This is a genomic window from Flagellimonas sp. B-3 (assembly GCF_056857835.1).
This window is the reverse complement of the sequence record NZ_JBSXNW010000023.1, coordinates 114,374-137,721: the sequence shown is the minus strand read 5'-3', so window position 1 is coordinate 137,721 and position 23,348 is coordinate 114,374. Positions and strand designations below refer to the sequence as shown.

The 23,348-nt window shown below is 42.5% G+C and carries 19 protein-coding genes; 9 read left to right on the top strand and 10 right to left on the bottom strand.

All coding sequences use genetic code 11. The features are described from left to right. Positions 1–13: 13 nt before the first annotated feature. Together AC13CS_RS12390 and gyrA are read right to left on the bottom strand one after the other, a co-directional pair. Complete coding sequence (locus tag AC13CS_RS12390) at positions 14–1,276, bottom strand: tetratricopeptide repeat protein (protein WP_293164881.1); 1,263 nt, start codon at positions 1,274–1,276, stop codon at positions 14–16. 52 nt (positions 1,277–1,328) lie between these two features. Then, positions 1,329–3,857 (bottom strand): DNA gyrase subunit A, encoded by a 2,529-nt coding sequence (gene gyrA, locus AC13CS_RS12385; RefSeq protein WP_293164883.1) that lies wholly within the window; start codon positions 3,855–3,857, stop codon positions 1,329–1,331. A 260-nt stretch (positions 3,858–4,117) separates the two neighbouring features. Between gyrA and AC13CS_RS12380 the strand changes: the two genes are divergently transcribed. Together AC13CS_RS12380 and AC13CS_RS12375 are read left to right on the top strand one after the other, a co-directional pair. After that, positions 4,118–6,673, top strand: a complete 2,556-nt coding sequence (locus tag AC13CS_RS12380) for an ATP-dependent Clp protease ATP-binding subunit (RefSeq protein WP_293164885.1) — start codon at positions 4,118–4,120, stop codon at positions 6,671–6,673. 158 nt (positions 6,674–6,831) lie between these two features. After that, complete coding sequence (locus tag AC13CS_RS12375; RefSeq protein ID WP_293164887.1) at positions 6,832–7,251, top strand: STAS/SEC14 domain-containing protein; 420 nt, start codon at positions 6,832–6,834, stop codon at positions 7,249–7,251. Between the two features lie 3 nt (positions 7,252–7,254). Here the strand turns inward: AC13CS_RS12375 and AC13CS_RS12370 are convergent, their stop codons facing one another. After that, positions 7,255–8,793 carry an NAD(P)H-hydrate dehydratase gene (locus AC13CS_RS12370; RefSeq protein WP_482888820.1) on the bottom strand — a complete coding sequence of 513 codons (1,539 nt, stop codon included), beginning with the start codon at positions 8,791–8,793 and terminating at the stop codon, positions 7,255–7,257. Between the two features lie 259 nt (positions 8,794–9,052). Between AC13CS_RS12370 and thrA the strand changes: the two genes are divergently transcribed. From thrA to AC13CS_RS12335, 7 genes are all read left to right on the top strand, one after another. Continuing rightward, positions 9,053–11,497: a bifunctional aspartate kinase/homoserine dehydrogenase I gene (gene thrA / locus AC13CS_RS12365; RefSeq protein ID WP_482888819.1), complete on the top strand. Its 2,445-nt coding sequence runs from the start codon at positions 9,053–9,055 to the stop codon at positions 11,495–11,497. A 3-nt stretch (positions 11,498–11,500) separates the two neighbouring features. Beyond that, positions 11,501–12,424, top strand: a complete 924-nt coding sequence (locus tag AC13CS_RS12360; protein ID WP_293164893.1) for a homoserine kinase — start codon at positions 11,501–11,503, stop codon at positions 12,422–12,424. A 4-nt stretch (positions 12,425–12,428) separates the two neighbouring features. Next, positions 12,429–13,724 carry a threonine synthase gene (gene thrC, locus AC13CS_RS12355; protein ID WP_293164895.1) on the top strand — a complete coding sequence of 432 codons (1,296 nt, stop codon included), beginning with the start codon at positions 12,429–12,431 and terminating at the stop codon, positions 13,722–13,724. A 101-nt stretch (positions 13,725–13,825) separates the two neighbouring features. Continuing rightward, a complete protein-coding gene (gcvT, locus tag AC13CS_RS12350) occupies positions 13,826–14,914 on the top strand; it encodes a glycine cleavage system aminomethyltransferase GcvT (protein ID WP_293164897.1) in 1,089 nt (362 codons plus the stop codon). Between the two features lie 8 nt (positions 14,915–14,922). Beyond that, complete coding sequence (locus AC13CS_RS12345) at positions 14,923–15,741, top strand: sugar nucleotide-binding protein (protein WP_014033762.1); 819 nt, start codon at positions 14,923–14,925, stop codon at positions 15,739–15,741. Positions 15,742–15,789: 48 nt separating this feature from the next. Beyond that, positions 15,790–16,071 carry a 4a-hydroxytetrahydrobiopterin dehydratase gene (locus AC13CS_RS12340; protein WP_293164899.1) on the top strand — a complete coding sequence of 94 codons (282 nt, stop codon included), beginning with the start codon at positions 15,790–15,792 and terminating at the stop codon, positions 16,069–16,071. Between the two features lie 71 nt (positions 16,072–16,142). After that, positions 16,143–16,853, top strand: a complete 711-nt coding sequence (locus AC13CS_RS12335; RefSeq protein ID WP_163625534.1) for a YebC/PmpR family DNA-binding transcriptional regulator — start codon at positions 16,143–16,145, stop codon at positions 16,851–16,853. 72 nt (positions 16,854–16,925) lie between these two features. On the opposite strand, the gene AC13CS_RS12330 is transcribed toward AC13CS_RS12335, so the two are convergent. The 7 genes from AC13CS_RS12330 to AC13CS_RS12300 form a co-directional block, all read right to left on the bottom strand. Further along, positions 16,926–17,930: an amidohydrolase family protein gene (locus AC13CS_RS12330; RefSeq protein ID WP_293164903.1), complete on the bottom strand. Its 1,005-nt coding sequence runs from the start codon at positions 17,928–17,930 to the stop codon at positions 16,926–16,928. A 159-nt stretch (positions 17,931–18,089) separates the two neighbouring features. Then, positions 18,090–18,632 (bottom strand): 1-acyl-sn-glycerol-3-phosphate acyltransferase, encoded by a 543-nt coding sequence (locus tag AC13CS_RS12325; RefSeq protein WP_293164905.1) that lies wholly within the window; start codon positions 18,630–18,632, stop codon positions 18,090–18,092. 32 nt (positions 18,633–18,664) lie between these two features. Next, positions 18,665–19,792 carry an iron-containing alcohol dehydrogenase family protein gene (locus tag AC13CS_RS12320; RefSeq protein WP_293164908.1) on the bottom strand — a complete coding sequence of 376 codons (1,128 nt, stop codon included), beginning with the start codon at positions 19,790–19,792 and terminating at the stop codon, positions 18,665–18,667. After that, positions 19,792–20,496 carry an HAD family hydrolase gene (locus tag AC13CS_RS12315; protein WP_293164911.1) on the bottom strand — a complete coding sequence of 235 codons (705 nt, stop codon included), beginning with the start codon at positions 20,494–20,496 and terminating at the stop codon, positions 19,792–19,794. Before AC13CS_RS12315 ends, AC13CS_RS12320 begins: the two co-directional genes overlap by 1 nt. Continuing rightward, the gene (kdsB, locus tag AC13CS_RS12310) at positions 20,487–21,200 is read right to left on the bottom strand and encodes a 3-deoxy-manno-octulosonate cytidylyltransferase (RefSeq protein WP_293165258.1); all 714 of its coding nucleotides are present in this window, start codon (positions 21,198–21,200) and stop codon (positions 20,487–20,489) included. Before kdsB ends, AC13CS_RS12315 begins: the two co-directional genes overlap by 10 nt. A 40-nt stretch (positions 21,201–21,240) precedes the next feature. After that, a complete protein-coding gene (locus AC13CS_RS12305) occupies positions 21,241–21,810 on the bottom strand; it encodes a DUF4126 domain-containing protein (RefSeq protein ID WP_482888817.1) in 570 nt (189 codons plus the stop codon). Between the two features lie 24 nt (positions 21,811–21,834). Beyond that, a complete protein-coding gene (locus AC13CS_RS12300) occupies positions 21,835–23,268 on the bottom strand; it encodes an ATP-binding domain-containing protein (protein ID WP_293164914.1) in 1,434 nt (477 codons plus the stop codon). Positions 23,269–23,348 lie beyond the last annotated feature (80 nt).

Below are 23,348 nucleotides of genomic sequence, written 5' to 3'. Positions count from 1 at the left end.
GAAAAATATGATATTACTCTTCTAAAAGCTTTTTGATTCTCATGAAGTTTTCGTTATCTCCCAAAGCTCCATAAATGTTTTTCAACTGGGTCAAGATGCTTTCGTTGTCCGGATTGGACTGGAGGGCATCTTCCAAAACTGCAGCTCCTTCTTTAAAAAGGCTGTCTTTTTTCTCCTTAAGCTCATCGTACTTGGCAATATCCGCTTTTGATGTTCCCAATTCGTTCATTTCATCAATAAGGCCGTTACCTTCATTCACATAGGTTGTAGATAGGTTCAACAAGGCATTGATATACCCTGGATCAATGGATAAAGCCTTTTTGTATGCATCCCTTGCATCTTCCAAGTTTCCTTGCTCCATGTTGATAACACCGATATTGTATAGCAAATCGGCATTGTCCGGAGCCATGGCAGAAGCCTGTCCCATTAATTCCTTGAATTTTTCTTTGTCACCAATGGCATAGTACAAGTTTGCTTCTCCCAAAACCAAATTTACATCATCCGGGTTTTCAGCCCTTGCATCGGCATAAGCTTCGATAGCTTTTTCATTCTCTCCCATTTGCTGGTAGATCAGTGCAATGTTCTTTACGATTTCCGGTTTTTTGGATGGGCTTACCTCTTCCTTTGGGTCCTTGTGCGTTCCCGCTTTTACATAAAGATCACGGGTTGCTTTGTCCATACTTTCTGTCTCCCCTGTCTCTACATTAACAGCGGTATAGGTTACAGATTCTCCATTGTAACCTACATCTTTAAGCTCCTTGTAATATTTTAAGGCCTCTTCGTAGTCTTGTCCGTTTACCGCACTACTTGCTGCGTAATAAAGGTATACCGTATCCTTTGGACTAAGCTTGTAGCTCATATATAACTTCTCAGCAGCTTCACTAAACTTTTTGTTGTTGTTGTCCTCAACTGCAGAATTGACCAAATCAGCGGTCATTTGTCCCATTTTTTCTTGTGCCACGGAAGTGTATTTAGATCTTCCGTCCGCTTCTTCTACCGCAATTACCTTGTTGTAAGCATCAACAGCTTCTTGAAATGCGGATACTTCCCCCTTTTTGGCTAATTCGTAGTTCGCATTTCCCAGAAGTGCATAATACTCGGCCTGATCTTTCTCCTTGGCCGAATCAATAGTGGATGCGGCGCTTGTCAAAGCAGCTTTTGCCGCAGCGGCATCACCATCTTTCAGAGCCCTTTCCGCCGTCTTCATCGCGTCCTTTTGGGCAAAACCCATCGTGGATATTCCTACGGCCAATAGTATTAATATTCTTGTTCTCATGTTAAAAAATTGTAATTATTTAGTGTTTATCGATTACTACTTAGTTGAAATTTTATTCTTTTTCGTCGGTATTATCATCAATAGCCGTGCCATCTTCCCCTTTGACTTCGATATCCCTGATATCTACTTCGTCTACAGGGTCATCTTCTTTCATCACTTTGGCAACTGCTGCAATGGAATCGTTATCCTTTAGATTGATAAGACGAACTCCTTGTGTGGCCCTTCCCATTACCCTAAGGTCTTCAACTCCCATTCGAATGGCGATTCCCGATTTGTTGATAATCATCAGATCATCCGTATCGGTAACATTTTTGATAGCGACAAGATTACCTGTTTTCTTTGTAATGGAAATGGTTTTGACACCTTTTCCACCCCTGTTGGTAATCCTGTAGTCTTCTATATTGGAACGTTTTCCATAGCCTCTTTCCGAAACCACTAGAATATCGTCTTCAAAATTATGAACAGACACCATTCCTATAACCTCATCGTTATCATCAGCCAGTCTGATACCTCGTACACCAGATGCATTTCTACCCATTGGCCTTGTCTTGGATTCCTCAAAACGAATGGCTTTTCCTGATTTAAGACCTAGGAATATTTGACTGGTACCCGTAGTCAGTTTAGCTTCCAATAGTTCATCATCCTCGCGAATGGTGATGGCATTGATCCCATTTTGACGTGGTCTGGAATATTGTTCCAAGGAAGTCTTTTTAACGGTACCCTTTTTGGTGGCCATAATCACAAAGTGACTGTTCACGTATTCCTCGTCCTTGAGGTCTTGGGTACAGATAAAGGCTTTTACCTTATCATCTTGCTCTATATTGATCAAGTTTTGAATGGCCCTTCCTTTGGAAGTCCTACTACCCTCGGGAATTTCGTAGACGCGCATCCAGAAACATTTTCCTTTCTGGGTAAAGAACAACATATACTGGTGGTTGGTGCCCACGAACAAATGTTCCAAGAAATCCTCGTTTCGGGTAGAGGATGCCTTTTGGCCAACTCCGCCCCTATTTTGGGTCTTATACTCTGTAAGCGGTGTTCTTTTAACATAGCCAGCATGGGAAATGGTTATGACGACCTGCTCGTCCGGAATCATGTCCTCGATGCTCAAATCCCCTCCGGCATAATTGATTTCAGATCTTCTTTCGTCTCCATACTTCTCTTTAACTTCGAGAAGCTCATCTTTGATGATCTGCATTCTGCGTTCTTTCTTTTCAAGAATATCTTTTAAATCCTCAATGGTGTTTAAAAGTTCCGCATGCTCCTCACGCAATTTATCCTGCTCCAGACCGGTAAGCTGACGCAAGCGCATTTCCACAATGGCCTTGGCCTGAACCTCGGTCAATTTAAAACGCTCGATCAAACTATTCCGTGCTTCTTCAACATTGGAAGATCCCCTAATAATGGCAATTACCTCGTCAATATTATCGGAAGCAATAATAAGTCCTTCCAATATGTGCGCACGGTCTTCGGCTTTTTTCAGTTCGAATTTTGTTCTTCGAACCACAACCTCGTGCCTATGCTCCACAAAGTGATGGATAATCTCCTTTAGGTTCAAAAGTTCCGGCCTACCATTTACCAGTGCAATATTGTTGACACTAAAAGATGACTGAAGCGCCGTGTACTTGTACAACATGTTAAGTACAATGTTCGGAATGGCATCCCGCTTTAAAATGTACACGATACGCATTCCGTTTCTATCGGACTCATCCCTAATGTTGGATATTCCCTCTATTTTCTTTTCATTGACCAAATCGGCGGTCTTTTTGATCATATCCGCCTTGTTCACCTGATAAGGGATTTCGGTAACAACTATACATTCTTTCCCCTGAACTTCTTCGATGGTCGCTTTGGCCCGCATTACTACGCGCCCTCTACCTGTGTGGAAAGCTTCCTTTACGCCATCGTAGCCATAAATGAGTCCTCCAGTCGGGAAATCGGGAGCTTTTATGTGTGTAATGAGCTCATCTATTTCAATATCATGGTTATCTATATAAGCTATAGTACCGTCCACCACTTCCGACAAATTGTGCGGTGGCATGTTTGTGGCCATACCAACTGCAATACCGGAAGCCCCGTTCACCAATAAGTTGGGAATTCGGGTGGGCAACACGGTAGGTTCCATGATTGTATCATCAAAATTGAGTTGATGGTCCACGGTGTCCTTATCGATATCGGCCAACATCTCCTCTGCGATCTTGCGCATTTTGGCCTCGGTATATCGCATGGCCGCCGGGCTGTCCCCATCTACGGAACCAAAGTTACCCTGGCCATCGACCAACATGTACCTAAGACTCCATTCCTGGGCCATACGTACCATGGTATCATAAACTGAAGAATCGCCATGTGGGTGATATTTACCCAAAACCTCCCCAACTATACGGGCAGACTTTTTATGCGAACTGTTGGACCTTACTCCCAAATCGTGCATTCCGTAGAGCACTCTTCTATGTACAGGCTTTAAACCATCACGAACATCTGGCAGGGCACGTGACACAATGACCGACATTGAATAATCAATGTAGGCAGATTTCATCTCATCCTCAATATTAATGGGAATTAACTTTTCTCCTTCCGCCATGCTTATTTATTATTGATTTTTGTGGTTAAATTATCATGGCAATATACAGAAAATAGCAGCTTTTATAACGCTTTGCGATTACTTTATTAAAAAAATTATCAACAGTGCCAACATGATCGAGGATGTGATAATAAACCTTTGTTAAATCAGTGAAAAATGGTAATTATTCCGACATTTACCACTACTTTATCGAATAAGGGTACGGTATTTGACCACCGTAACAATACTTTTATTAATTTTAATTGCTGAAAAAGAAACGTATGGACGATAATTTTTCCCCCCGCGTAAAGGACGTTATAGCATACAGCAAGGAAGAAGCCCTGAGACTGGGCCATGATTTTATTGGCACGGAGCACCTTATGCTAGGTCTTTTAAGAGACGGAAATGGCAAAGCCATAAATATATTGGATGCACTCGATGTGGATTTAGATCACCTGCGTAGAAAGGTGGAGATCCTAAGTCCCGCAAATCCGAATACAGGAACAATACAGAAGGATAAAAAAAATCTTCATTTGACCCGCCAAGCAGAACGGGCCTTGAAGACCACTTTCTTGGAAGCAAAGCTCTTCCAAAGTTCTTCCATCAACACAGCACATTTGCTGCTCTGTATTTTGAGGAACGAGAATGATCCAACAACCAAATTGTTGCACAAACTGAAAGTGGATTACGACAATGTCAAAGAACAGTTCAAGTCCATGATCACCAGTGACGATGATTATATAGATACGCCCCAAGCGGAATCCTTTCCCGGGGACACAGACGATATGGGAGATAGCAAAGAAAGCTCGTTCGGTTCCAGTGCCTCCCAAAAGGGAAGCAAAAAGTCCAAGACACCTGTTTTGGACAATTTTGGGCGGGACCTTACCCGTTTGGCCGAAGAGAACAAATTGGACCCCGTTGTGGGCAGAGAAAAGGAAATTGAGCGTGTTTCCCAAATATTGAGCCGAAGAAAAAAGAACAATCCACTGCTTATAGGCGAGCCCGGTGTAGGTAAAAGTGCCATCGCCGAAGGATTGGCCTTGCGCATTATCAACAAAAAGGTATCGCGTATTCTTTACAACAAACGCGTTGTAACATTGGATTTGGCTTCTTTGGTGGCAGGCACAAAATACCGTGGCCAGTTCGAGGAGCGAATGAAAGCAGTGATGAACGAACTCGAAAAGAATGACGACATCATCTTGTTCATTGATGAGATACATACCATTGTTGGTGCCGGTGGGGCAACAGGCAGTTTGGATGCTTCCAATATGTTCAAACCTGCATTGGCCAGGGGCGAAATTCAATGTATCGGAGCAACCACGCTTGATGAATACAGACAATACATAGAAAAAGATGGTGCCTTGGAGCGTCGCTTCCAAAAGGTAATGGTAGAACCTACCACCGTGGAAGAGACCATCGAAATTTTGATGAACATCAAAGGGAAGTACGAGGAGCACCACAACGTAAACTATACAGACGAAGCTATTTTAGCCTGTGTAAAGTTGACCAACCGTTACATGACGGACCGATTCCTCCCCGATAAGGCCATTGATGCCTTGGACGAAGCAGGATCAAGGGTACACATCGTGAACATGGACGTTCCCAAACAAATCTTGGAACTGGAAAGCCAGTTGGAAGATGTTCGTGAACTAAAGAACAGCGTTGTTAAAAAACAGAAATACGAAGAGGCCGCCAAACTTAGGGACGACGAAAAACGTCTGGAAAAAGAATTGGCATCCGCACAGGAGCGTTGGGAGGAAGAGAGCAAACTGCACAGGGAAACCGTATCCGAGGACAATGTCGCCGACGTAGTTTCCATGATGAGCGGTATACCCGTAAACAGAATAGCACAGACCGAAAGCAATAAATTGGCAGAGCTCCCAAACCTTATCAAAGGATTTGTCATCGGTCAAGACGAAGCCGTGTCCAAGGTGGCAAGGGCCATACAACGTAACCGCGCAGGACTCAAGGATCCAAACAAGCCAATTGGTTCGTTTATTTTCTTGGGACAAACAGGTGTCGGTAAAACGCAATTGGCCAAAATATTGGCCAAGGAACTTTTTGATTCCGAAGACGCCCTTATCCGTATAGATATGAGCGAATACATGGAAAAATTCGCCATTTCTCGCTTGGTAGGAGCACCTCCAGGATACGTGGGTTATGAAGAAGGTGGGCAGTTGACGGAGAAAGTTCGGAGAAAGCCTTATTCCGTAATATTGCTGGACGAGGTGGAAAAAGCGCATCCAGATGTATTTAATATGTTGTTACAGGTGCTGGACGATGGATTCCTTACCGATAGCCTTGGGCGTAAAATCGATTTTAGGAACACCATAATTATCATGACCTCCAATATCGGTGCAAGACAATTGAAAGATTTTGGACAAGGTGTTGGATTCGGTACGGCAGCCAAAAAGGCCCAGGCCGATACACATCAAAAAAGTGTCATCGAAAATGCATTGAAAAAAGCGTTTGCTCCCGAATTTTTAAACAGGATAGACGATGTAGTAGTTTTCAATGCGCTGGAAAGAGAGGACATACACAAGATCATCGATATCGAATTGAACAAATTGTACAAGAGAATCAAGGACATCGGGTACGACTTAAATCTTTCTGATAAAGCAAAAGATTACATAGCCGATAAAGGTTTCGATAAACAATATGGGGCGCGGCCTCTTAAAAGAGCTATCCAAAAATATATAGAAGATACGCTGGCCGAGGAAATCGTAAATTCCAAATTGGAAGAGGGCGACAGTATTTTTATGGACTTGGACGAGAAAAAAGAAGAACTCACCATCAAAATAAAAAAAGCTGAAAAATCACCTGAAGCTGAAAAATAAAACCTGATAAAACTTTTTAAAAAAGCTGGCTGTGGCCAGCTTTTTTTATGACCTGGAATTACCATACATAAGATATTTTAGCGTTTAATCTATTATTTTTCCTTTGATTCGCTTTCCCTCATAATTTCGTGAACGAGACACTATAATTACACTTGGGAATGAAAATAACTTCTAAAAAGAAGACCATAGTGGTACGTGAGTATCAACTTGAGGTCGGAACGGTGCAGGTTTTTGACAACTATATGGTCGCTTCTTTTGACGAAGGTGCTACTATAACATTGGAAAGGACCTATCAAATCATCGGAATTTCGGAAATACATTTTAGGGACAAAGACTTTGGCTATATCAGCCTTAGAAAGAATTCCTATGCGATAGACCCTACTGTATACAATTATCTCAGAGGCCTGGACAACTTAAAGGCCTTCGCCATTGTTTCCAAAAAGGAAATAGACATGCACAATTTCAATATTGAAAAAATGTTCTACAAAAAACCTATGGAGTTTTTTATAGAATTTGACAATGCCTTGGATTGGGTGCAAAAAAGAATAAAACCAAAAAAAGGAAGAAATAGCGCCTAACAACTAGTGGGTATTATCCTTCTGTTCCATTTCCGGTTGACGGAACAGTTCGGAATAGGCATTTCCAATATGTTCCACAAGTATGGATGCCTTGAGTGCCTCATAACCTGTTGAGGGTACCGCTAAATCTCCTGCCAAACCGTGCAGGTACACACCAAATATGGCTGCCTCGACAGATGAATAGCCTTGTGCCAATAGTCCAGTAATCATTCCGGTCAATACATCGCCACTACCTGCGGTAGCCATACCAGGGTTTCCTGTAGTATTCACATAACCTTTGCCATTATATATGGTAATCGTGTGCGCTCCTTTTACAACCACCACAAGATCATACTTGGATGCAAATACCTTGGTTTTTTCCAACTTATCAAAATCCGAGGCCCACTCACCTATCAACCGTTGCAGTTCCTTTGGGTGTGGGGTCAGCACGGATAATCGGGGAACATCTTTCAACATTTCAGGGTTTTGGGATAAAATATTCAACCCATCGGCATCAATGACCATGGGAGCATTGCTTTTCTTTAAAAAGGAACCAAAGGCCGAAATGGTATCGCCATCCAACCCGATTCCCATACCAATGCCAACAACCGAGGGTTCAAAAGGAATCTCGATTTCAGAAATACTCTTTTCCCGAGATCCAGTCAACACCATCACTTCCGGAACTGCGCTTTGCAAAGAATCATATCCGCATTTGGGAACAAAAGCGGTAACCAAGCCACTTCCAACACTCAAACAGGCATTAGTAGCCAGTTGCACGGCACCGATTTTTCCATAGCTACCGCCAATAATAACGGAATGACCGTAAGTCCCTTTATGCGAGAACTTAAGTCGCGGCCGGTACATGGGCAGTACTTCCGGTCTGCCTATAAGTTCAAAATCGGCATCCGTTTTAGCAATAAAATCAGGATCTAGACCAATATCCACTATTTCCCATTGGTTAACATAAATGCCTGTTTCCGGCAAAAAAAAGACCAATTTGGGCAGTTGAAAGCTCAACACATAACTGGCCCGAATCACATACTCAGATTTCCAGGGATTTCTATCCACAGGCAATCCCGACGGAACATCCACGGATAAGGTAAAAGCTCTTGAATTGTTGATATGTCGAATCAAATTTCCGACCCAATCATCCGGAGCGCGGTTGAGTCCGATACCAAAAATGGCATCCACCACAATATCATTCGGCGATATTTGGGGCAAGTCGCTTTCCTTATTGATAAAATCCGGCCAAACTTTCATGTCCTTTAAACGTTCCAAGTTCAGTAAAAAATCTTCAGAACGCTTTTCACTATAATTTACCACATGCACCTTAATGGAGTAATCGTGTTCGTGCAGTTTTCTGGCCAGTACCATGCCATCCCCCCCATTGTTACCTATACCACAAAACAACTGAATATTGACTTGGGTACCTCGCAAACGGGAATGTAACCACTCGAACAGCTGGGTAGCCGCCCTTTCCATAAGCGCATCGCTGGTTATCTGTTCTCTTTGGATTGTGGATTTATCAGCTTGATAGATTTGTTGAGCAGAAAAAATTTTCATTCAGCAATAAAAATTGATTATTCGTACGGATTTCGTAAAAAACAACACCAACGATTTGATGAAGTATACAAAAGTACTACATTTATCATCTCATTACAGAGCAATGGAGTTAAAACAAACGGATATTAACCTTAATTTGATGAACCCTTTTTCATCTACAATTACAATTACTACTACCACCCCTTTGGGGTAAGTCTACTATATATAATTCCGTCCGTTTATTTAATCTATTTTCAATTTTTCACATCAATATTTCTTTATGAAAGTCTTAAAATTTGGAGGCACTTCTGTTGCCAATCCAGAACACATAAATAAGGTCAAATCCATCCTTGGCAATCAAAACAAGGAACAAATTGCGGTTGTAGTATCAGCTTTTGGGGGCGTTACAGACCTTCTCCTCAATGCATCGCGTTCAGCATCGGAACAAGATGTAAGTTATAAAAACAGTCTCAAGGAAGTTGAGGACAGACATATTTCCGCCATCAGGGAATTGATTCCCGTAAAATCGCAAAGTGCCGCTTTGAGCAAAGTAAAAAGTGAACTCAATATTTTGGAAACTTTACTGGAAGGTGCTTTTTTAATCGGAGAACTCACTCCAAAACTATCGGATAAAATAGTAAGCTACGGGGAATTGCTGTCATCCTTCATTATTAGTGAATTTTTAAAATCCGAAGGATTGGATGTCGCATTCAAGGACAGCAGGGAGCTCATCATTACCGATAACAATTTTGGCAAGGCCAATGTGGATTTCAACATCACCAATGCCAATTGTAAAGGTTTCTTTGCCTCGAACAAGCACCGGACAACAATCTTGCCCGGGTTCGTGGCATCTAGCAAAAGTGGAGATCTTACCACCCTCGGCAGAGGCGGCTCCGATTACACTGCCGCCATTATCGCCGCTGCCGTAGATGCGGAAATATTAGAAATATGGACCGACGTTAGCGGCATGTACACGGCCAATCCAAAATTGGTAAAGCAGGCAAAATGTGTTTCCAATATCAGTTATGAGGAAGCCATGGAACTGTCCCATTTTGGGGCCAAAGTATTGTACCCCCCTACCATTCAACCGATTTTGGGCAAAGAAATTCCTATTGCGATCAAAAATACTTTTGACCCAGATAGCCCTGGAACCTTGATTACCAAAAACAACAATGGGAATGGGAAAACGGTGCGAGGCATCAGCCATGTGGGCAACATAAGCCTACTGTCATTGGAAGGGCCCGGTATGATCGGGATTCCGGGAATCTCCAAACGATTTTTCGAGACACTCTCCGTAAAAAACATCAGTATTGTTTTGATTACCCAAGCCTCTTCCGAGCACTCCATCTGTGTAGGGATTGCCGATGAAGATGTGGACATGGCAGCCGAAGCGGTCAACGAGACCTTTGAATACGAAATATCAAGGAAAAAGATAAAACCCGTTATCGTTGAAAAAGACTTGACCATTGTTGCACTTGTTGGCGACAATATGAAAAGTCACCAAGGGTTGAGCGGTAAAATGTTCAGTACACTAGGGAAAAACAATGTGAATATTAGGGCAATCGCCCAAGGGGCTTCGGAACGAAACATCTCTGCGGTCATCAAAAAAGAGGATGTAAAAAAAGCACTCAACGCGTTGCACGAAACCTTTTTCGAGGAAAACATCAAACAGCTTAACCTCTTCGTGATGGGCGTTGGCAATGTGGGTTCCAAATTTTTGCAGCAAATCCGCCAGCAAAAAAAATATTTAAAAGAAGAGCTAAAACTTAATGTTCGAGTTATTGGAATCAGCAACTCCAGAAAAATGGCTTTTGATGAAAGTGGAATTTCACTCAAAGACTGGGAAAACATAATAGATCAGGGAGAACCTGCAAATAAAGAAGCATTTTTTAGCCGCGTCAATGCACTAAACTATCGCAACAGTATTTTTGTGGACAATACGGCCAGTGCCGAAGTCTCTGAAAGCTATTCGAGCTATCTCAAAAACAGTATTTCCGTGGTCACTTGTAATAAAATTGCATCCTCTTCGGATTACGAGTACTACAAGGAACTAAAACACTTGGCCAAGGAATACAATGCCCCTTATTTGTTCGAGACCAATGTGGGGGCCGGTTTGCCCATCATTGACACCCTAAAGCACTTGATTGCTTCGGGTGACAAAGTGAGAAAAATTCAGGCCGTGCTATCCGGTAGTTTAAATTTTGTCTTTAACACGTTTAATGACTCCACTACGTTCCACGACGTGGTAAAGCAAGCACAGGAACAAGGCTATACCGAACCCGACCCGACCATCGATCTAAGCGGTGTCGACGTGATGCGCAAAATCTTGATTCTAGCTCGGGAAAGTGGCCATCAATTGGATATTGATGACATCGAAAACGAAGCATTTTTGCCAAAGGAAAGTCTAGAAGCAGATTCCAACGATGCATTTTTTGAAAGCTTGAAAAAATATGAAGCCGACTTCCAAAAATTGTACAAAGATGCAGCCGATGCCGATAGCAAACTAAAATATGTGGCCCAATTTGAAGATGGAAAGGCCAAAGTGGGCTTACAGCAAATTCCAAAAGGACATGATTTTTATAACCTGGAAGGTAGTGACAACATTGTACTGTTCTTTACCGACCGCTATGTGGACCAGCCTTTGATCATAAAAGGTGCTGGAGCGGGTGCCGATGTTACCGCATCGGGTATCTTTGCGGATATAGTTCGAATAGGTAATTTCTAGATCATGGAGGAAATCAAAGTATTCTGCCCGGCAACCATAGCCAATGTCTCTTGCGGATTTGACGTACTGGGTTTGGCACTCGATTCGGTCGGCGATGAAATGACCATTCGCAAAACTTCCGAAAAAGGCATTCGAATCACCAAAATAATAGGGCAAGACCTTCCTTTGGAAACTGAAAACAATGTAGCAGGCGTAGCTGGTTTGGCCTTTTTGGAAAAAAGCAGTTACCAAGGCGGTTTTGAAATTGAAATCGACAAACGCATAAAGCCAGGGAGTGGAATTGGCAGCAGTGCGGCCAGTTCCTCAGGTGCCGTTTGGGCCATGAACGAATTGTTGGGCAGGCCGTTTACCAAATTGGAATTGGTACAGTTTGCCATGCAAGGGGAAAAATTGGCCAGTGATGTGGCCCATGCCGACAATGTGGCCCCAGCCATTTATGGTGGGTTCACCTTGGTCCGGAGTTATGAACCTTTGGACATAATTCCCATACCAACACCATCGGAATTATATGCTACGGTAATCCATCCGCAGATTGAGATAAAAACCTCGGACTCCCGTAAAATTTTGAAGACCACTATTTCCATGCAACAAGGCATCCGGCAATGGGGCAACTTGGGAGGTTTGGTCGCAGGGCTTTTTCAAAATGATTATGACTTGATCGGACGCTCCTTGCACGACCATATTGTAGAGCCCATCCGTTCCATTTTAATCCCCGCTTTTGATGACATTAAGGCCAATGCCCTAAAAGCTGGAGCACTCGGAAGCGGAATCTCAGGGTCCGGACCATCAATATTTGCCTTGAGCAAGGGTGAGGAAATCGCACAAAAAGTAGCAGAGTCCATGAAAGAAACCTATCAAACCATTGGGGTGGATTTCGATATTCACATTTCCAAAGTCAACCGCCAGGGGATAAAAAAAATTGCTTAAATCCATGAAATTCTACAGTCTAAACAACCAAAATATACAGGCCTCGTTCAAAGAGGTGGTCATAGCAGGAATCGCTCCTGATAAAGGGCTTTATTTCCCAGAAAGCATCACGCCCCTTCCTGCTGATTTTTTTGAGAATATTGAGGAACTTTCCAACCACGAAATAGCATTTCAAGCCATTCATCAATTTGTGAACGAAGACATTCCAGATGGCGCCTTGAAAGAAATCATCGCCAATACGTTGGATTTTGATTTTCCCGTGGTGGACATCGAAGAAAATGTGGCCACCCTGGAGCTTTTTCACGGCCCCACCATGGCCTTTAAAGATGTTGGCGCGCGTTTTATGGCCAACTGTCTTGGGTACTTTTCCCAAGGCGAAAAGCAAGATGTTACCGTTTTGGTAGCTACTTCTGGGGATACCGGTGGTGCCGTTGCCAATGGTTTTTTAGAGGTTGATGGTGTAAAAGTGGTCATCCTTTACCCTAGCGGAAAAGTGAGCGAGATTCAAGAAAAACAATTGACCACATTGGGCCAAAATATTGAGGCCATGGAAGTGGATGGCGTTTTTGACGATTGTCAACGCATGGTAAAGACCGCTTTTCTGGATAGTGATATTACGAATCATAAAAAACTGACCTCAGCCAACAGCATCAACGTGGCCAGATGGTTGCCCCAGCTCTTCTATTTTTTGTTTGCCTACAAACAGGCAAAATCAAAAGGAAAGGAAATTGTTTTCTCCGTGCCCTCTGGGAATTTTGGAAATATCTGTGCAGGGATGGTCGCCCAAAAATTGGGAATGCCCGTCAAACATTTTGTGGCCTCCACCAATGTAAACGATGTGGTGCCCAAATTTATGGAGAATGGGGTATACAAACCGATGTCATCCATTGCCACTATTTCCAATGCCATGGATGTGGGCGACCCAAGCAATTTTGTACGGATTCGACATATGCACAAAAATGACTTGGAAACGCTTAAAGAGCATCTTTCCTCCTATGCATTTACGGATGAAGCCACCAGGGCGGTTATGAAAGAGGTATATTCCAAAACAGGGTACGTTATGGACCCGCATGGTGCCGTTGGGTACCTTGGACTAAAGGAATATCAAAAATCCCATCCAGATACCTATGGTATTTTCTTGGAAACTGCCCACCCCGTTAAATTTTTGGATGTGGTGGAGGATACTTTAGGATTAAGTCCTGAAATCCCACCTCAAATTATAAGGGTAATGCACAAACAGAAAAAGTCGCATCAAATCTCTGAATACGAAAATCTAAAATCCTATTTGCTCGATACTTAGCCAAACACTCGGCAATTTTAACAAAGTGTTGTTTAAAACATTCTTTTGGATGAAGGTGCATCTGCGGTGAAATCAATAAATTTGCTGTAAAACCAAAAGGAATGAAAAATACTGCACTTACCAAAACGCATGAGGCATTGGGGGCTAAAATGGTACCTTTTGCGGGCTATAATATGCCCGTTTCCTACGAAGGTGTAAATATTGAACACGAAACCGTTCGCAAAGGTGTGGGCGTTTTTGATGTCTCGCACATGGGGGAGTTTTTGATCGAGGGCCCACAGGCTTTGGAACTGATCCAAAAAGTGACGACAAATGACGCTTCCAAATTGGCCGTTGGAAAAGCGCAGTATAGTTGTTTGCCCAACGAAACGGGCGGAATCGTGGACGATCTAATTGTTTATAGGGTAAAAGACGAGACCTATCTGTTGGTGGTGAATGCATCCAATATTGAAAAGGATTGGAACCATATTGCAAAATATAATAAAACCATTGGTGCTGAAATGCGGAATATTTCAGATGATTATTCCTTATTGGCCATCCAAGGGCCCAAGGCGGTAGAGGCTATGCAATCCATCACTTCCGTGGATTTATCCGCCATTAAGTTCTACAACTTTGTTGTAGGTGATTTTGCAGGGGTTGATCATGTAATCATATCCGCTACTGGATATACAGGTTCCGGAGGTTTTGAGATTTATTGCAAGAATTCCGAAGTGCAACAAGTATGGGACAAAGTCTTGGAAGCTGGAGCCGATTTTGGCATTAAGCCTATTGGTTTGGCCGCCCGTGACACCCTTCGCTTAGAAATGGGTTATTGTCTTTACGGAAACGACATTGACGATACCACCTCTCCGTTTGAAGCTGGCTTGGGTTGGATTACCAAGTTCACGAAGGAATTTGTGAACAGCGAAAACTTTGCCAAAGAAAAAGCCGAAGGTCCTAAAAGAAAACTGGTAGCATTCCAAATGGAAGAGCGGGGGATCCCAAGAGCGGGATACCCTATTTTGGATGCCGATGGCAACGTAATAGGAAAAGTAACCTCGGGCACCATGTCGCCATCCCTCTCCAAAGGAATCGGGCTCGGCTATGTGACCACCGAGTTTTCAAAAGTGGATACCCCTATCCATATTCAAATACGAAAAAATACTGTTTTGGCAAGCATTGTAAAATTGCCATTTTATAAAAACACCTAAGTCAGCCTTTGGATAAAAAAAAGATATTAATATTGGGAGCGAGTGGATTTGTGGGCAATGCCATATACAAAGAACTCTGCTCCTATTTTGATACTTACGGTACTTACTGCTCCAATCGTTCTTTTGCCAAGAACAAACAGTTTTTACGCTACGATATTGAGGAAGATGATATTTTTAAGGTTCTTGAAAAGGTTAAGCCAGATGTAATTGTTTCATCGCTCCGGGGAAATTTTCCCGCACAGATTCAGGCCCATCAACATTTGATGGAGTATTTGATGCAAACAGATACAAAATTGTACTTTATTTCATCTGCCAATGTTTTTGATGCCTACAGCAAGTTTCCATCCTACGAGCACGACAAAACCCTATCGTTAAGTGTCTATGGACGCCTCAAAATAAAAATCGAAAACATGATGATGCGCTTGCCCAAAGGTAAAACCGCAATACTTCGTGTACCTATGGTTTTTGGAAATGCTTCGCCTCGAATCAAAGAAATAAAGGAAAACATAGCAAACAAAGAACCTATTGAGGTATTCCCGAACCTTATCATTAACGTGACCAACGATGATAGGCTTACACAACAAATCCACTACCTCATCAATAGAAACAAAACAGGCATTTATCATTTAGGCAGTAACGATCTTATCCAGCATGAGGAATTCATCAAGGAGGTTATTGAACATTTGGGAAATTATCATCCGATTTACAAAAGGGTCTACACTACCAACGAGGATAGATATTTGGCCGCTTTGCCCAAGGACAATGTCTTGCCAAAGAACCTGCGCATCAGTTGCCAAGAAATTATAGAACACCATCTCCCGGTATAGTTTTCTTTTGATCACTTATTTGGTTATCTTCTAGAAAAATGAAGATGTATGAAAAAGTTGACCACCAATGAAATTACAGAAGCCTTGAAAAACTTATCGGGTTGGGCCTTAAAAGATGATATAATCGAGAAAACCTTCACTTTTGGGGACTTTAAGGAGGCTTTTGCTACAATGACGCATATTGCTTTTGAATGTGAAAAGCAAAACCATCATCCCAACTGGGAAAATGTCTACAACAGCCTCACGATCAAACTAAGCACGCACGATGCCGACGGGCTTACCCAAAAGGATATCGACCTGGCAAAATCCATAGATGAAATAGTTGGGTAGCACAACCCATATTCATCTTGACAAAGGGGCTTTTTTTGCTAAATTTGCCATCATCCAGAATTTAAGATTATATGGGAAGAGCGTTCGAATTTAGAAAAGCACGGAAAATGAAGCGTTGGGCAGCCATGTCCAAAGCCTTTACACGTATTGGGAAAGATATTGTTATGGCCGTTAAAGAAGGTGGCCCAGACCCCGATGCCAATTCCAAGCTACGTGCCGTAATTCAGAATGCCAAGTCCGTAAACATGCCCAAGGACAATATTGAGCGTGCCATTAAAAGGGCTTCGGACAAAAGTCAGGGTGATTACAAAGAAGTGCTTTTTGAAGGCTACGCTCCCCACGGTATTGCCATCTTAATTGAAACGGCCACCGACAATAATACACGGACCGTGGCCAATATCCGAAGCTACTTTAACAAATGCAACGGAAGTTTAGGCACATCGGGCTCTGTTGAATTTATGTTCGACCATACCTGCAACTTTACCATCAACGGAGAAGGCATCGACCCCGAAGAACTGGAACTGGAAATGATTGATTTTGGAGCCGAAGAAGTATTTGTGGATGAGGACGGTATCCATATTTATGCGCCTTTTGAAAATTTTGGTGCCATTCAAAAAGAATTGGAATCGAGAGAGATTGAAATCGTTTCCTCTGGTTTTGATCGTATTCCACAAGTAACCAAAGAACTCAATGAAGAAGAAATGGCCGATGTAGAGAAACTTCTGGAAAAAATCGAAGAGGACGATGATGTGCAGAACGTTTTTCATAGCATGAAAGAATAGAAACTTCCCTTATTATAAAAAAAGGGGCTTGCCAGTCGGCAAGCCCCTTTTTGTTCACTCCTTATTTGGTGATCAATCAAATTTGGAAGCATCCAAATTAAAAAATCGCACTGCGTTGTTAAAGAATATATCTCTTTTCTGCTCTTCAGAAAGGTAGTTGGCACTTTCAATCACTTCAATGGAAGTTTCGAGCAATTCCGGCCACATCATTAAATCCGTTCCATACATAATTCTTTTGGCAAAACCTGCCTGCACCAAACGTTTTAGATACGCATGGATTTCCTCTAACGGATACGACCAAATAAAGCCGGCCAAATCCACATAAACATAAGCATTGGCACCCATGAGTGCAATCATTTGGTCCGCCATGGGATACCCCGCGTGCATTACCCAAATTTTCAAATTAGGATGTCTTGCCAACATATCTTCCAACAAAAACGGTTGACCAAGAGAGGCCCTGTACTTAGGTCGTGTAATATTGGCCATGCCATTGCCGCCTGTTCCCATGTGTATTCCAACAGGGATACCCAATTCTTCGGCCACACCAAAGTATTCATCCAGCGACATATCGCTTGGGGACATTCCTTGGTATTGGGGGGCCACCTCGCCCATTACTTTATAAAAGCCTGTGGACAGTGAATCCCTAAATGCTTCAACTGTCATCTCATTGGCATTGCTGATTCCCAAAGATGGAATTATACGGTCGGGTGCTGCCTTATGCCATCTATGGATAACTTTAGCATCTCCGCTCACCACCATAGTAATGTTCAATTCTTTATTGGCCCTAAGAATGGCTGCATCCATTTCGGCATCGCTTCTGGCGGGTTGTAAGGGAGAAATACAATTGGTATTTATAAAAGATGGTGGCTCCTGGTTTGGGCCGCTGCCCGGCATATCTTTTAAAAACCATGGACACATAGGTGAAGCATTCGGATTGCCTCCCATGGCGTGCACGTGCACATCAATAATGGGCAGTCTTTTTTTGGATTCTTGTGCCATTGAAGTATTGGCAAAAGAAAAGGATAAAAAACAACAGAGAATAGCTTTACCAATAGATTGGAAGGTTGATAATTTCATAAATAGTTTGTTAGTTAATAATCAATTCAAGATAATGGTTTTTTAAGCAAAAGAACTTCCATAGTATACAATCACACCATTTTTAAAATATAAGTTGGTATCATAACATGTTTGCATGTTTGATTTATAACCATCAAAAATATTGGAAAGAGGTGTAATTTAATCAAAACTGTATTCGGGCACTTTTCCCTTTACCCCCTTATAAAAGTCTTGAATTTTTTGGAAGTCGTTTTCTTGATTGTCCGTAGTGAAAAACGGTTCTCCAATTTTGATTTCCCTCTTGCCAAAATCAAAAGCGACCATCACAATGGGCACATGGGCCTTTTTAGCAATATGATAAAATCCCGTTCTGAGATGTTCCACCTTTTTTCGCGTTCCCTCTGGAGCCAATGCCAGTCGGAATATTTTTCTGGAATTGAAAATCTGAACAACAGTATCTACCGTATTGGAATTTTTGGAACGGTCTACGGGCGCACCGCCGGTCCACCTAAAAAACCATCCGAACGGGGGCTTAAAAAGGCTCTTTTTGCCAATGTAATTGATTTCTTTGTTGATTACTTTCCGAATCAAAAGACCTAAAAAGAAATCCAACCAATGGGTGTGCGGTACAACGATTACAACGCACTTTTTCGCGTCGGGAAAGGAACCGTTGAGCTTCCATCCCAAAATATTGAAGTAAATAAATTTAGCAAGCCATTGCATTTTTTGACCATTTGCCCTATCAAGAGCAAATCTTATATTTTTTCATAAAGTGATTGAAGACGCTCTGGCGTCATTATGGTTTTCCAATCCTTGCCCAGGGCGTTTTCCCAAAGGGGTTCCAAACTCATGGACACATTAATCATCACATCAAAATCGTTTTGGGTAAGGTCGGCACAAACTCCTTTTGGTAATTGAATATTGTGCTTATCCATCATTTTATTGAACAACACTACGCCCTCGGGATAAAATTCTTCCAAATGTTGAAACACCAAACAATTTCCTATTCCGTGTTTTACCCCCAAGACGTATGATAAACCATAGCTCATGGCATGTGCCACCCCAACCTGTGAATAAGCGATGCTCATTCCCCCGTGCCAAGATGCCATCATCAACTTGTCCCTGGAATCTTCTGCTGGAATATCTCCAAGAAATACCTCTTGGCAAAGTTCCATGGCCTTCTCCCCATAACTCTGGCTAAAAGCATTCAGGTAGGTGCCCGTTAAGGATTCCACACAATGGATAAAGCAATCCATACCGGTATAGAACCATTGGTCTTTGGGAACAGTTTTTGAAAAATCGGGATCCAAAAGTACTTGGTCAAAAGGTGTGAAATCCGAATTGATCCCCAATTTTTTTTCTGGTCCCAACAATACTGTGGTGCGCGACACTTCGGCCCCTGTTCCACTAATGGTGGGGATTCCAACATGGTACAATGCCGGCTTGTTCACCAAGTCCCATCCTTGGTAGTCCTTGGCGAGTCCTTTATTGTTCAATAATATGGATACGGCCTTGGCCAAATCCAATAGCGTTCCTCCCCCAATACCTATAATGCCCGATGGAAGCTCGCCGTATTTTTCCCTGATCTGGGCAACAAGCGCATCCACTTGTGCTGTTTTGGGCTCCTCTTCCGCGGAAATAAAAATGACCTCGTCATTGAACATTAAGGGAACCTTTGCCAAGAACTGTTCGTTTTCGAAGAAATCGTCCACCATAAAAATAAAGGGGGCCTCCGAGCTTTTTCGCATTGGCAGCAAAATATCGCCCAATTGGGAAAAACTTCCGGCTCCAAAAATAACTTTGGGTACCATGGGAAAGTTCCGGTAGGTGGTTTTATTTGCAGGGTTTATTTTATGCTTTTTCAAATTGCTTTCTATCTTCATTAGTTATTCAAATACTTCAAAATTTCCTTGAGGCCACTAAGTTTTAGATGGTTGTTCACCAGCTCGTCCTCGGAAACCATTTCGTGCGCCCATGTGGTATGAAATGGAACGTGAACAGCTTGGGCCCCAATATTCAAGATGGGCAATATATCCGATTTTAAGGAATTGCCAATCATCAAAAACTCGCTCACATCTATATTTAAATGTTCGAGTAAATTTTTATAGTTGCTCTCTTTTTTATCGCTCAAAACTTCTACATGGTGAAAATATTTGGAAAGCCCGGACTTTTCCAACTTCCGCTCTTGGTCCAACAGGTCTCCCTTGGTCAGAACGATCAACCTATATTTTCCAACCAATTTGGATAGGACTTCCTCCACCCCATCGAGCAATTCCACGGGATGGGATATCATTTTCTTGCCCAGGTTCAATATTTCTCCAATGGTTTCTTGCGAAACCTTATTATTGGAAAGGTCCAGCGCAGATTCTATCATGGAGAGCATAAATCCTTTTATACCATATCCATAAATATCCAAGTTGGCCATTTCTATTTTAAATAGCTCTTGGTCTATCTTGTTCTTGGTTTCGTACCCTTCCAAGAGTTCTGCAAACTTTTCCTCGGTATCCCTAAAATAGGTTTCGTTTACCCAAAGGGTATCGTCTGCATCAAAACCAATTGTTTTTATGTTGGAGAAATCTACTTCCATACTTTTCTAGCGCGATCTAAATCCTCGGGGGTATCAATTTCGATACCTGTTACATGGGTTTCCACCATTTTTATTTTCCTACCATACTCCAAAAACCGGATGGCCTCTATTTTTTCTTTGGCCTCCAATGGCAACATGGGCAATTTTTTAAAATCCATCAGAGCCCGCTTTCTGAAAACATATACCCCTTTATGTTTGTAGTAGGGCGCCTCCACTTCTTTGTCCCTTGGATAAGGAATCGGGGAACGTGAAAAATAAAGGGCAAAATCTTGATGGTCCACGATAACCTTTACCGTGTTGGGGTTGGATATTTCATCCCAGTCGGTAATCGGTGTCATTAATGATCCCAGGTCAATTTCTTTCGCTGTATCATTTTTGAATACTTTAATAATTTTTTCCAAGCTTTCGGCATCAATAAAAGGCTCATCGCCTTGAACATTGATCACAATATCCACATCCATATCCTCAACAGCCTCGGCAATCCTATCGCTTCCGCTTTCGTGTGTTGTTTTGCTCATGATCACATTACCACCTATCTCTTTGATCACATCGGAGATTATTGGGCTATCGGTAACCACGTACACTTCGTTAAAAAGTCCTGTGTTAACGGCTGCTTCATAGGTTCGCACAATCACGGGTTTCCCACCAAGGTCCTGCATCAGTTTAGCGGGAAACCTGGAGGCTTGATAGCGGGCGGGAATCATGGAAATTATATTCACTTTATATCTATTGCTTAAATGAATGTTATTTTTTGGGTCTGATCTTTCTATAAATCCTGAATATGACCAATAATATAATGATGACCAGAATGGCTGCAATGGGCGGCACCAAGATGGATGCCGTACTAACGGCCACAGCTGCCCCGGTTTCCACCGTCGATACCAAAGGATTTGCCAATCCTCCTGTGGTTCCGGTGGATGTTAACCTACCTGCTGCATTGGCCCCTTTTATGGCCGTTGCCGTTCCGCCCCCGGCGATAATGGCCAAGGACCAAGTGACCACGGGGTCCAAATTTGCTGCTGTGGACACCACTACGGCGGTACCTGCAATTCCGGCCAAGGGAATGGCAATACTATCCAAAACATTGTCCACCCAAGGAATGAAATAGGCGAAAATCTCAACAATGGTAGCCACTCCCAAGGTAATGAGAGCTGTCAAACTTCCAATCCATTGCCAGTTATCATTAAGTTCCCAAACTCCCAAATATGCCGCAAAACTTAGGGCAAAAAGTGGCAAAAAAACACGAAAACCGACCGAGGCCGCCAATCCAATCCCGAGGAACAAACTTATTATGGTATCTGGTTCAATATTCATGCTGATGTCTAAAATAGGTTTTTCCTAGTCAAGAAAAAAATCATCCTTGAAACCTATCAAGTAGAGTTGTCGTTCTGCCCTTGTAACAGCAGTGTAAAGCCATCTCAAATAATCCTTGTCCACTCCATTGGGCAGATAGGGTTGCTCCACAAAAACGGTATCCCATTGCCCCCCTTGCGATTTGTGGCAAGTAATCGCATAGGAAAACTTGACTTGCAGTGCGTTAAAGAACCTGTTGTTCTTCACCCCTAAAAACTTTCGGTATTTGGATTTTTCGTGTGCGTAGTCCTTCATTACCTCTTGGTAGAGTTTGTTTCCATCTTCATAAGAGAGGGAAGGCGTCACCGCGGTAATCGTATCCAACAAAAGAACAGTTTCAAAAGGTTTCTGGTTGGGATAATCAACCATTTTCACCTTTACCTCCGCAAACTTAAACCCATACAATTCTTTGATGGCAAAGAGTTCCAGCACCTCTATAATGTCTCCATTGGCTATAAAACCGGCTTCGGAATTGGGTTTTAGCCAGAAGTAATTGTTCTTTACGACCATCATGTAATCCCCGACCGAAATTTCATTATCCAAAAAGAGAATGCGTTCACGAATATTCTGATTGTACAGATTGGCCCTTTTGTTCGAGCGTACAATTATGGCCGTCTGTTCCTTTCCATTTTCACCATAGGATGAATCGATGGCTTCTTGTATTTCGTTGCCATCAATTAAACGGACAATGTCCTTGTAATGGGCCAAATCAAATTTAAAGTCCTCAAAAAACTCGGATTGCAATTGCTCCCGAAGATTGGTCGCATTGTAAAGGATGCCCGAATCATCCGATTGCCGCATTACCTCGTCCAGTTCCAAGCATTCCACTTCCTTATCATAATTTAAGGATAGGCGGTTTTCATCAAGCGCAGGACTCAACTCCAATTTTACGGGCGGTAATTGGGCGGTATCCCCGATCAATATCAATTTACAGTTATGCCCAGAGTGTACATAATACATAAGGTCATCCAAAAGCGAACCATTTTCGAACAGTTTGGAATCTGCGGGCGTATCCGGAATCATGGATGCTTCGTCCACTATAAAAACGGTGTTCCGGTGTTTGTTAGGGGCCAGAACAAATTGGATTCCCCCACCCGATTGCTTCTTCGGAAAATATATCTTTTTGTGTATGGTAAAGGCTTTATTTCCGGAGTAAACGGACATAACTTTTGCCGCCCTGCCCGTAGGAGCCATCAAAACCGAACTCATTTTAACTTTCCAAAGACTGCTCACCAATGTGGCCACCAATGTCGTTTTTCCCGTTCCAGCGAATCCCTTCAACAGGAACACATTGTCCTTTTTGCCCTCTAAAACAAAGTTAGCCAGCTTATTAAGTGCAAGACCTTGTTTTTGGGTAGGTGCGTGCGGAAATTTTTCAGTTAAAACCTTTAAAAAAGTGGGTGCGTCAAAATCCTTCATGAGTGCTAAATATAGTGGTCTTTTTTAAAGCAAAAAGTTTCCCAATAAAAAAAATATTGTAGATTTGTCTGTAACCACTA

What these genes read in the sequence shown, in the direction of transcription:
- AC13CS_RS12380 (WP_293164885.1), top strand. Translation starts at nt 4,118, where the DNA reads ATGGACGATAATTTTTCCCCCCGCGTAAAGGACGTTATAGCATACAGC.
- gcvT (WP_293164897.1), top strand. Translation starts at nt 13,826, where the DNA reads ATGAAAAATACTGCACTTACCAAAACGCATGAGGCATTGGGGGCTAAA.
- AC13CS_RS12325 (WP_293164905.1), bottom strand. Translation starts at nt 18,632, where the DNA reads ATGCAATGGCTTGCTAAATTTATTTACTTCAATATTTTGGGATGGAAG.
- AC13CS_RS12375 (WP_293164887.1), top strand. Translation starts at nt 6,832, where the DNA reads ATGAAAATAACTTCTAAAAAGAAGACCATAGTGGTACGTGAGTATCAA.
- thrC (WP_293164895.1), top strand. Translation starts at nt 12,429, where the DNA reads ATGAAATTCTACAGTCTAAACAACCAAAATATACAGGCCTCGTTCAAA.
- AC13CS_RS12320 (WP_293164908.1), bottom strand. Translation starts at nt 19,792, where the DNA reads ATGAAGATAGAAAGCAATTTGAAAAAGCATAAAATAAACCCTGCAAAT.
- kdsB (WP_293165258.1), bottom strand. Translation starts at nt 21,200, where the DNA reads ATGATTCCCGCCCGCTATCAAGCCTCCAGGTTTCCCGCTAAACTGATG.
- thrA (WP_482888819.1), top strand. Translation starts at nt 9,053, where the DNA reads ATGAAAGTCTTAAAATTTGGAGGCACTTCTGTTGCCAATCCAGAACAC.
- AC13CS_RS12340 (WP_293164899.1), top strand. Translation starts at nt 15,790, where the DNA reads ATGAAAAAGTTGACCACCAATGAAATTACAGAAGCCTTGAAAAACTTA.
- AC13CS_RS12315 (WP_293164911.1), bottom strand. Translation starts at nt 20,496, where the DNA reads ATGGAAGTAGATTTCTCCAACATAAAAACAATTGGTTTTGATGCAGAC.
- AC13CS_RS12360 (WP_293164893.1), top strand. Translation starts at nt 11,501, where the DNA reads ATGGAGGAAATCAAAGTATTCTGCCCGGCAACCATAGCCAATGTCTCT.
- AC13CS_RS12305 (WP_482888817.1), bottom strand. Translation starts at nt 21,810, where the DNA reads ATGAATATTGAACCAGATACCATAATAAGTTTGTTCCTCGGGATTGGA.
- AC13CS_RS12330 (WP_293164903.1), bottom strand. Translation starts at nt 17,930, where the DNA reads ATGAAATTATCAACCTTCCAATCTATTGGTAAAGCTATTCTCTGTTGT.
- AC13CS_RS12370 (WP_482888820.1), bottom strand. Translation starts at nt 8,793, where the DNA reads ATGAAAATTTTTTCTGCTCAACAAATCTATCAAGCTGATAAATCCACA.
- AC13CS_RS12335 (WP_163625534.1), top strand. Translation starts at nt 16,143, where the DNA reads ATGGGAAGAGCGTTCGAATTTAGAAAAGCACGGAAAATGAAGCGTTGG.
- gyrA (WP_293164883.1), bottom strand. Translation starts at nt 3,857, where the DNA reads ATGGCGGAAGGAGAAAAGTTAATTCCCATTAATATTGAGGATGAGATG.
- AC13CS_RS12300 (WP_293164914.1), bottom strand. Translation starts at nt 23,268, where the DNA reads ATGAAGGATTTTGACGCACCCACTTTTTTAAAGGTTTTAACTGAAAAA.
- AC13CS_RS12390 (WP_293164881.1), bottom strand. Translation starts at nt 1,276, where the DNA reads ATGAGAACAAGAATATTAATACTATTGGCCGTAGGAATATCCACGATG.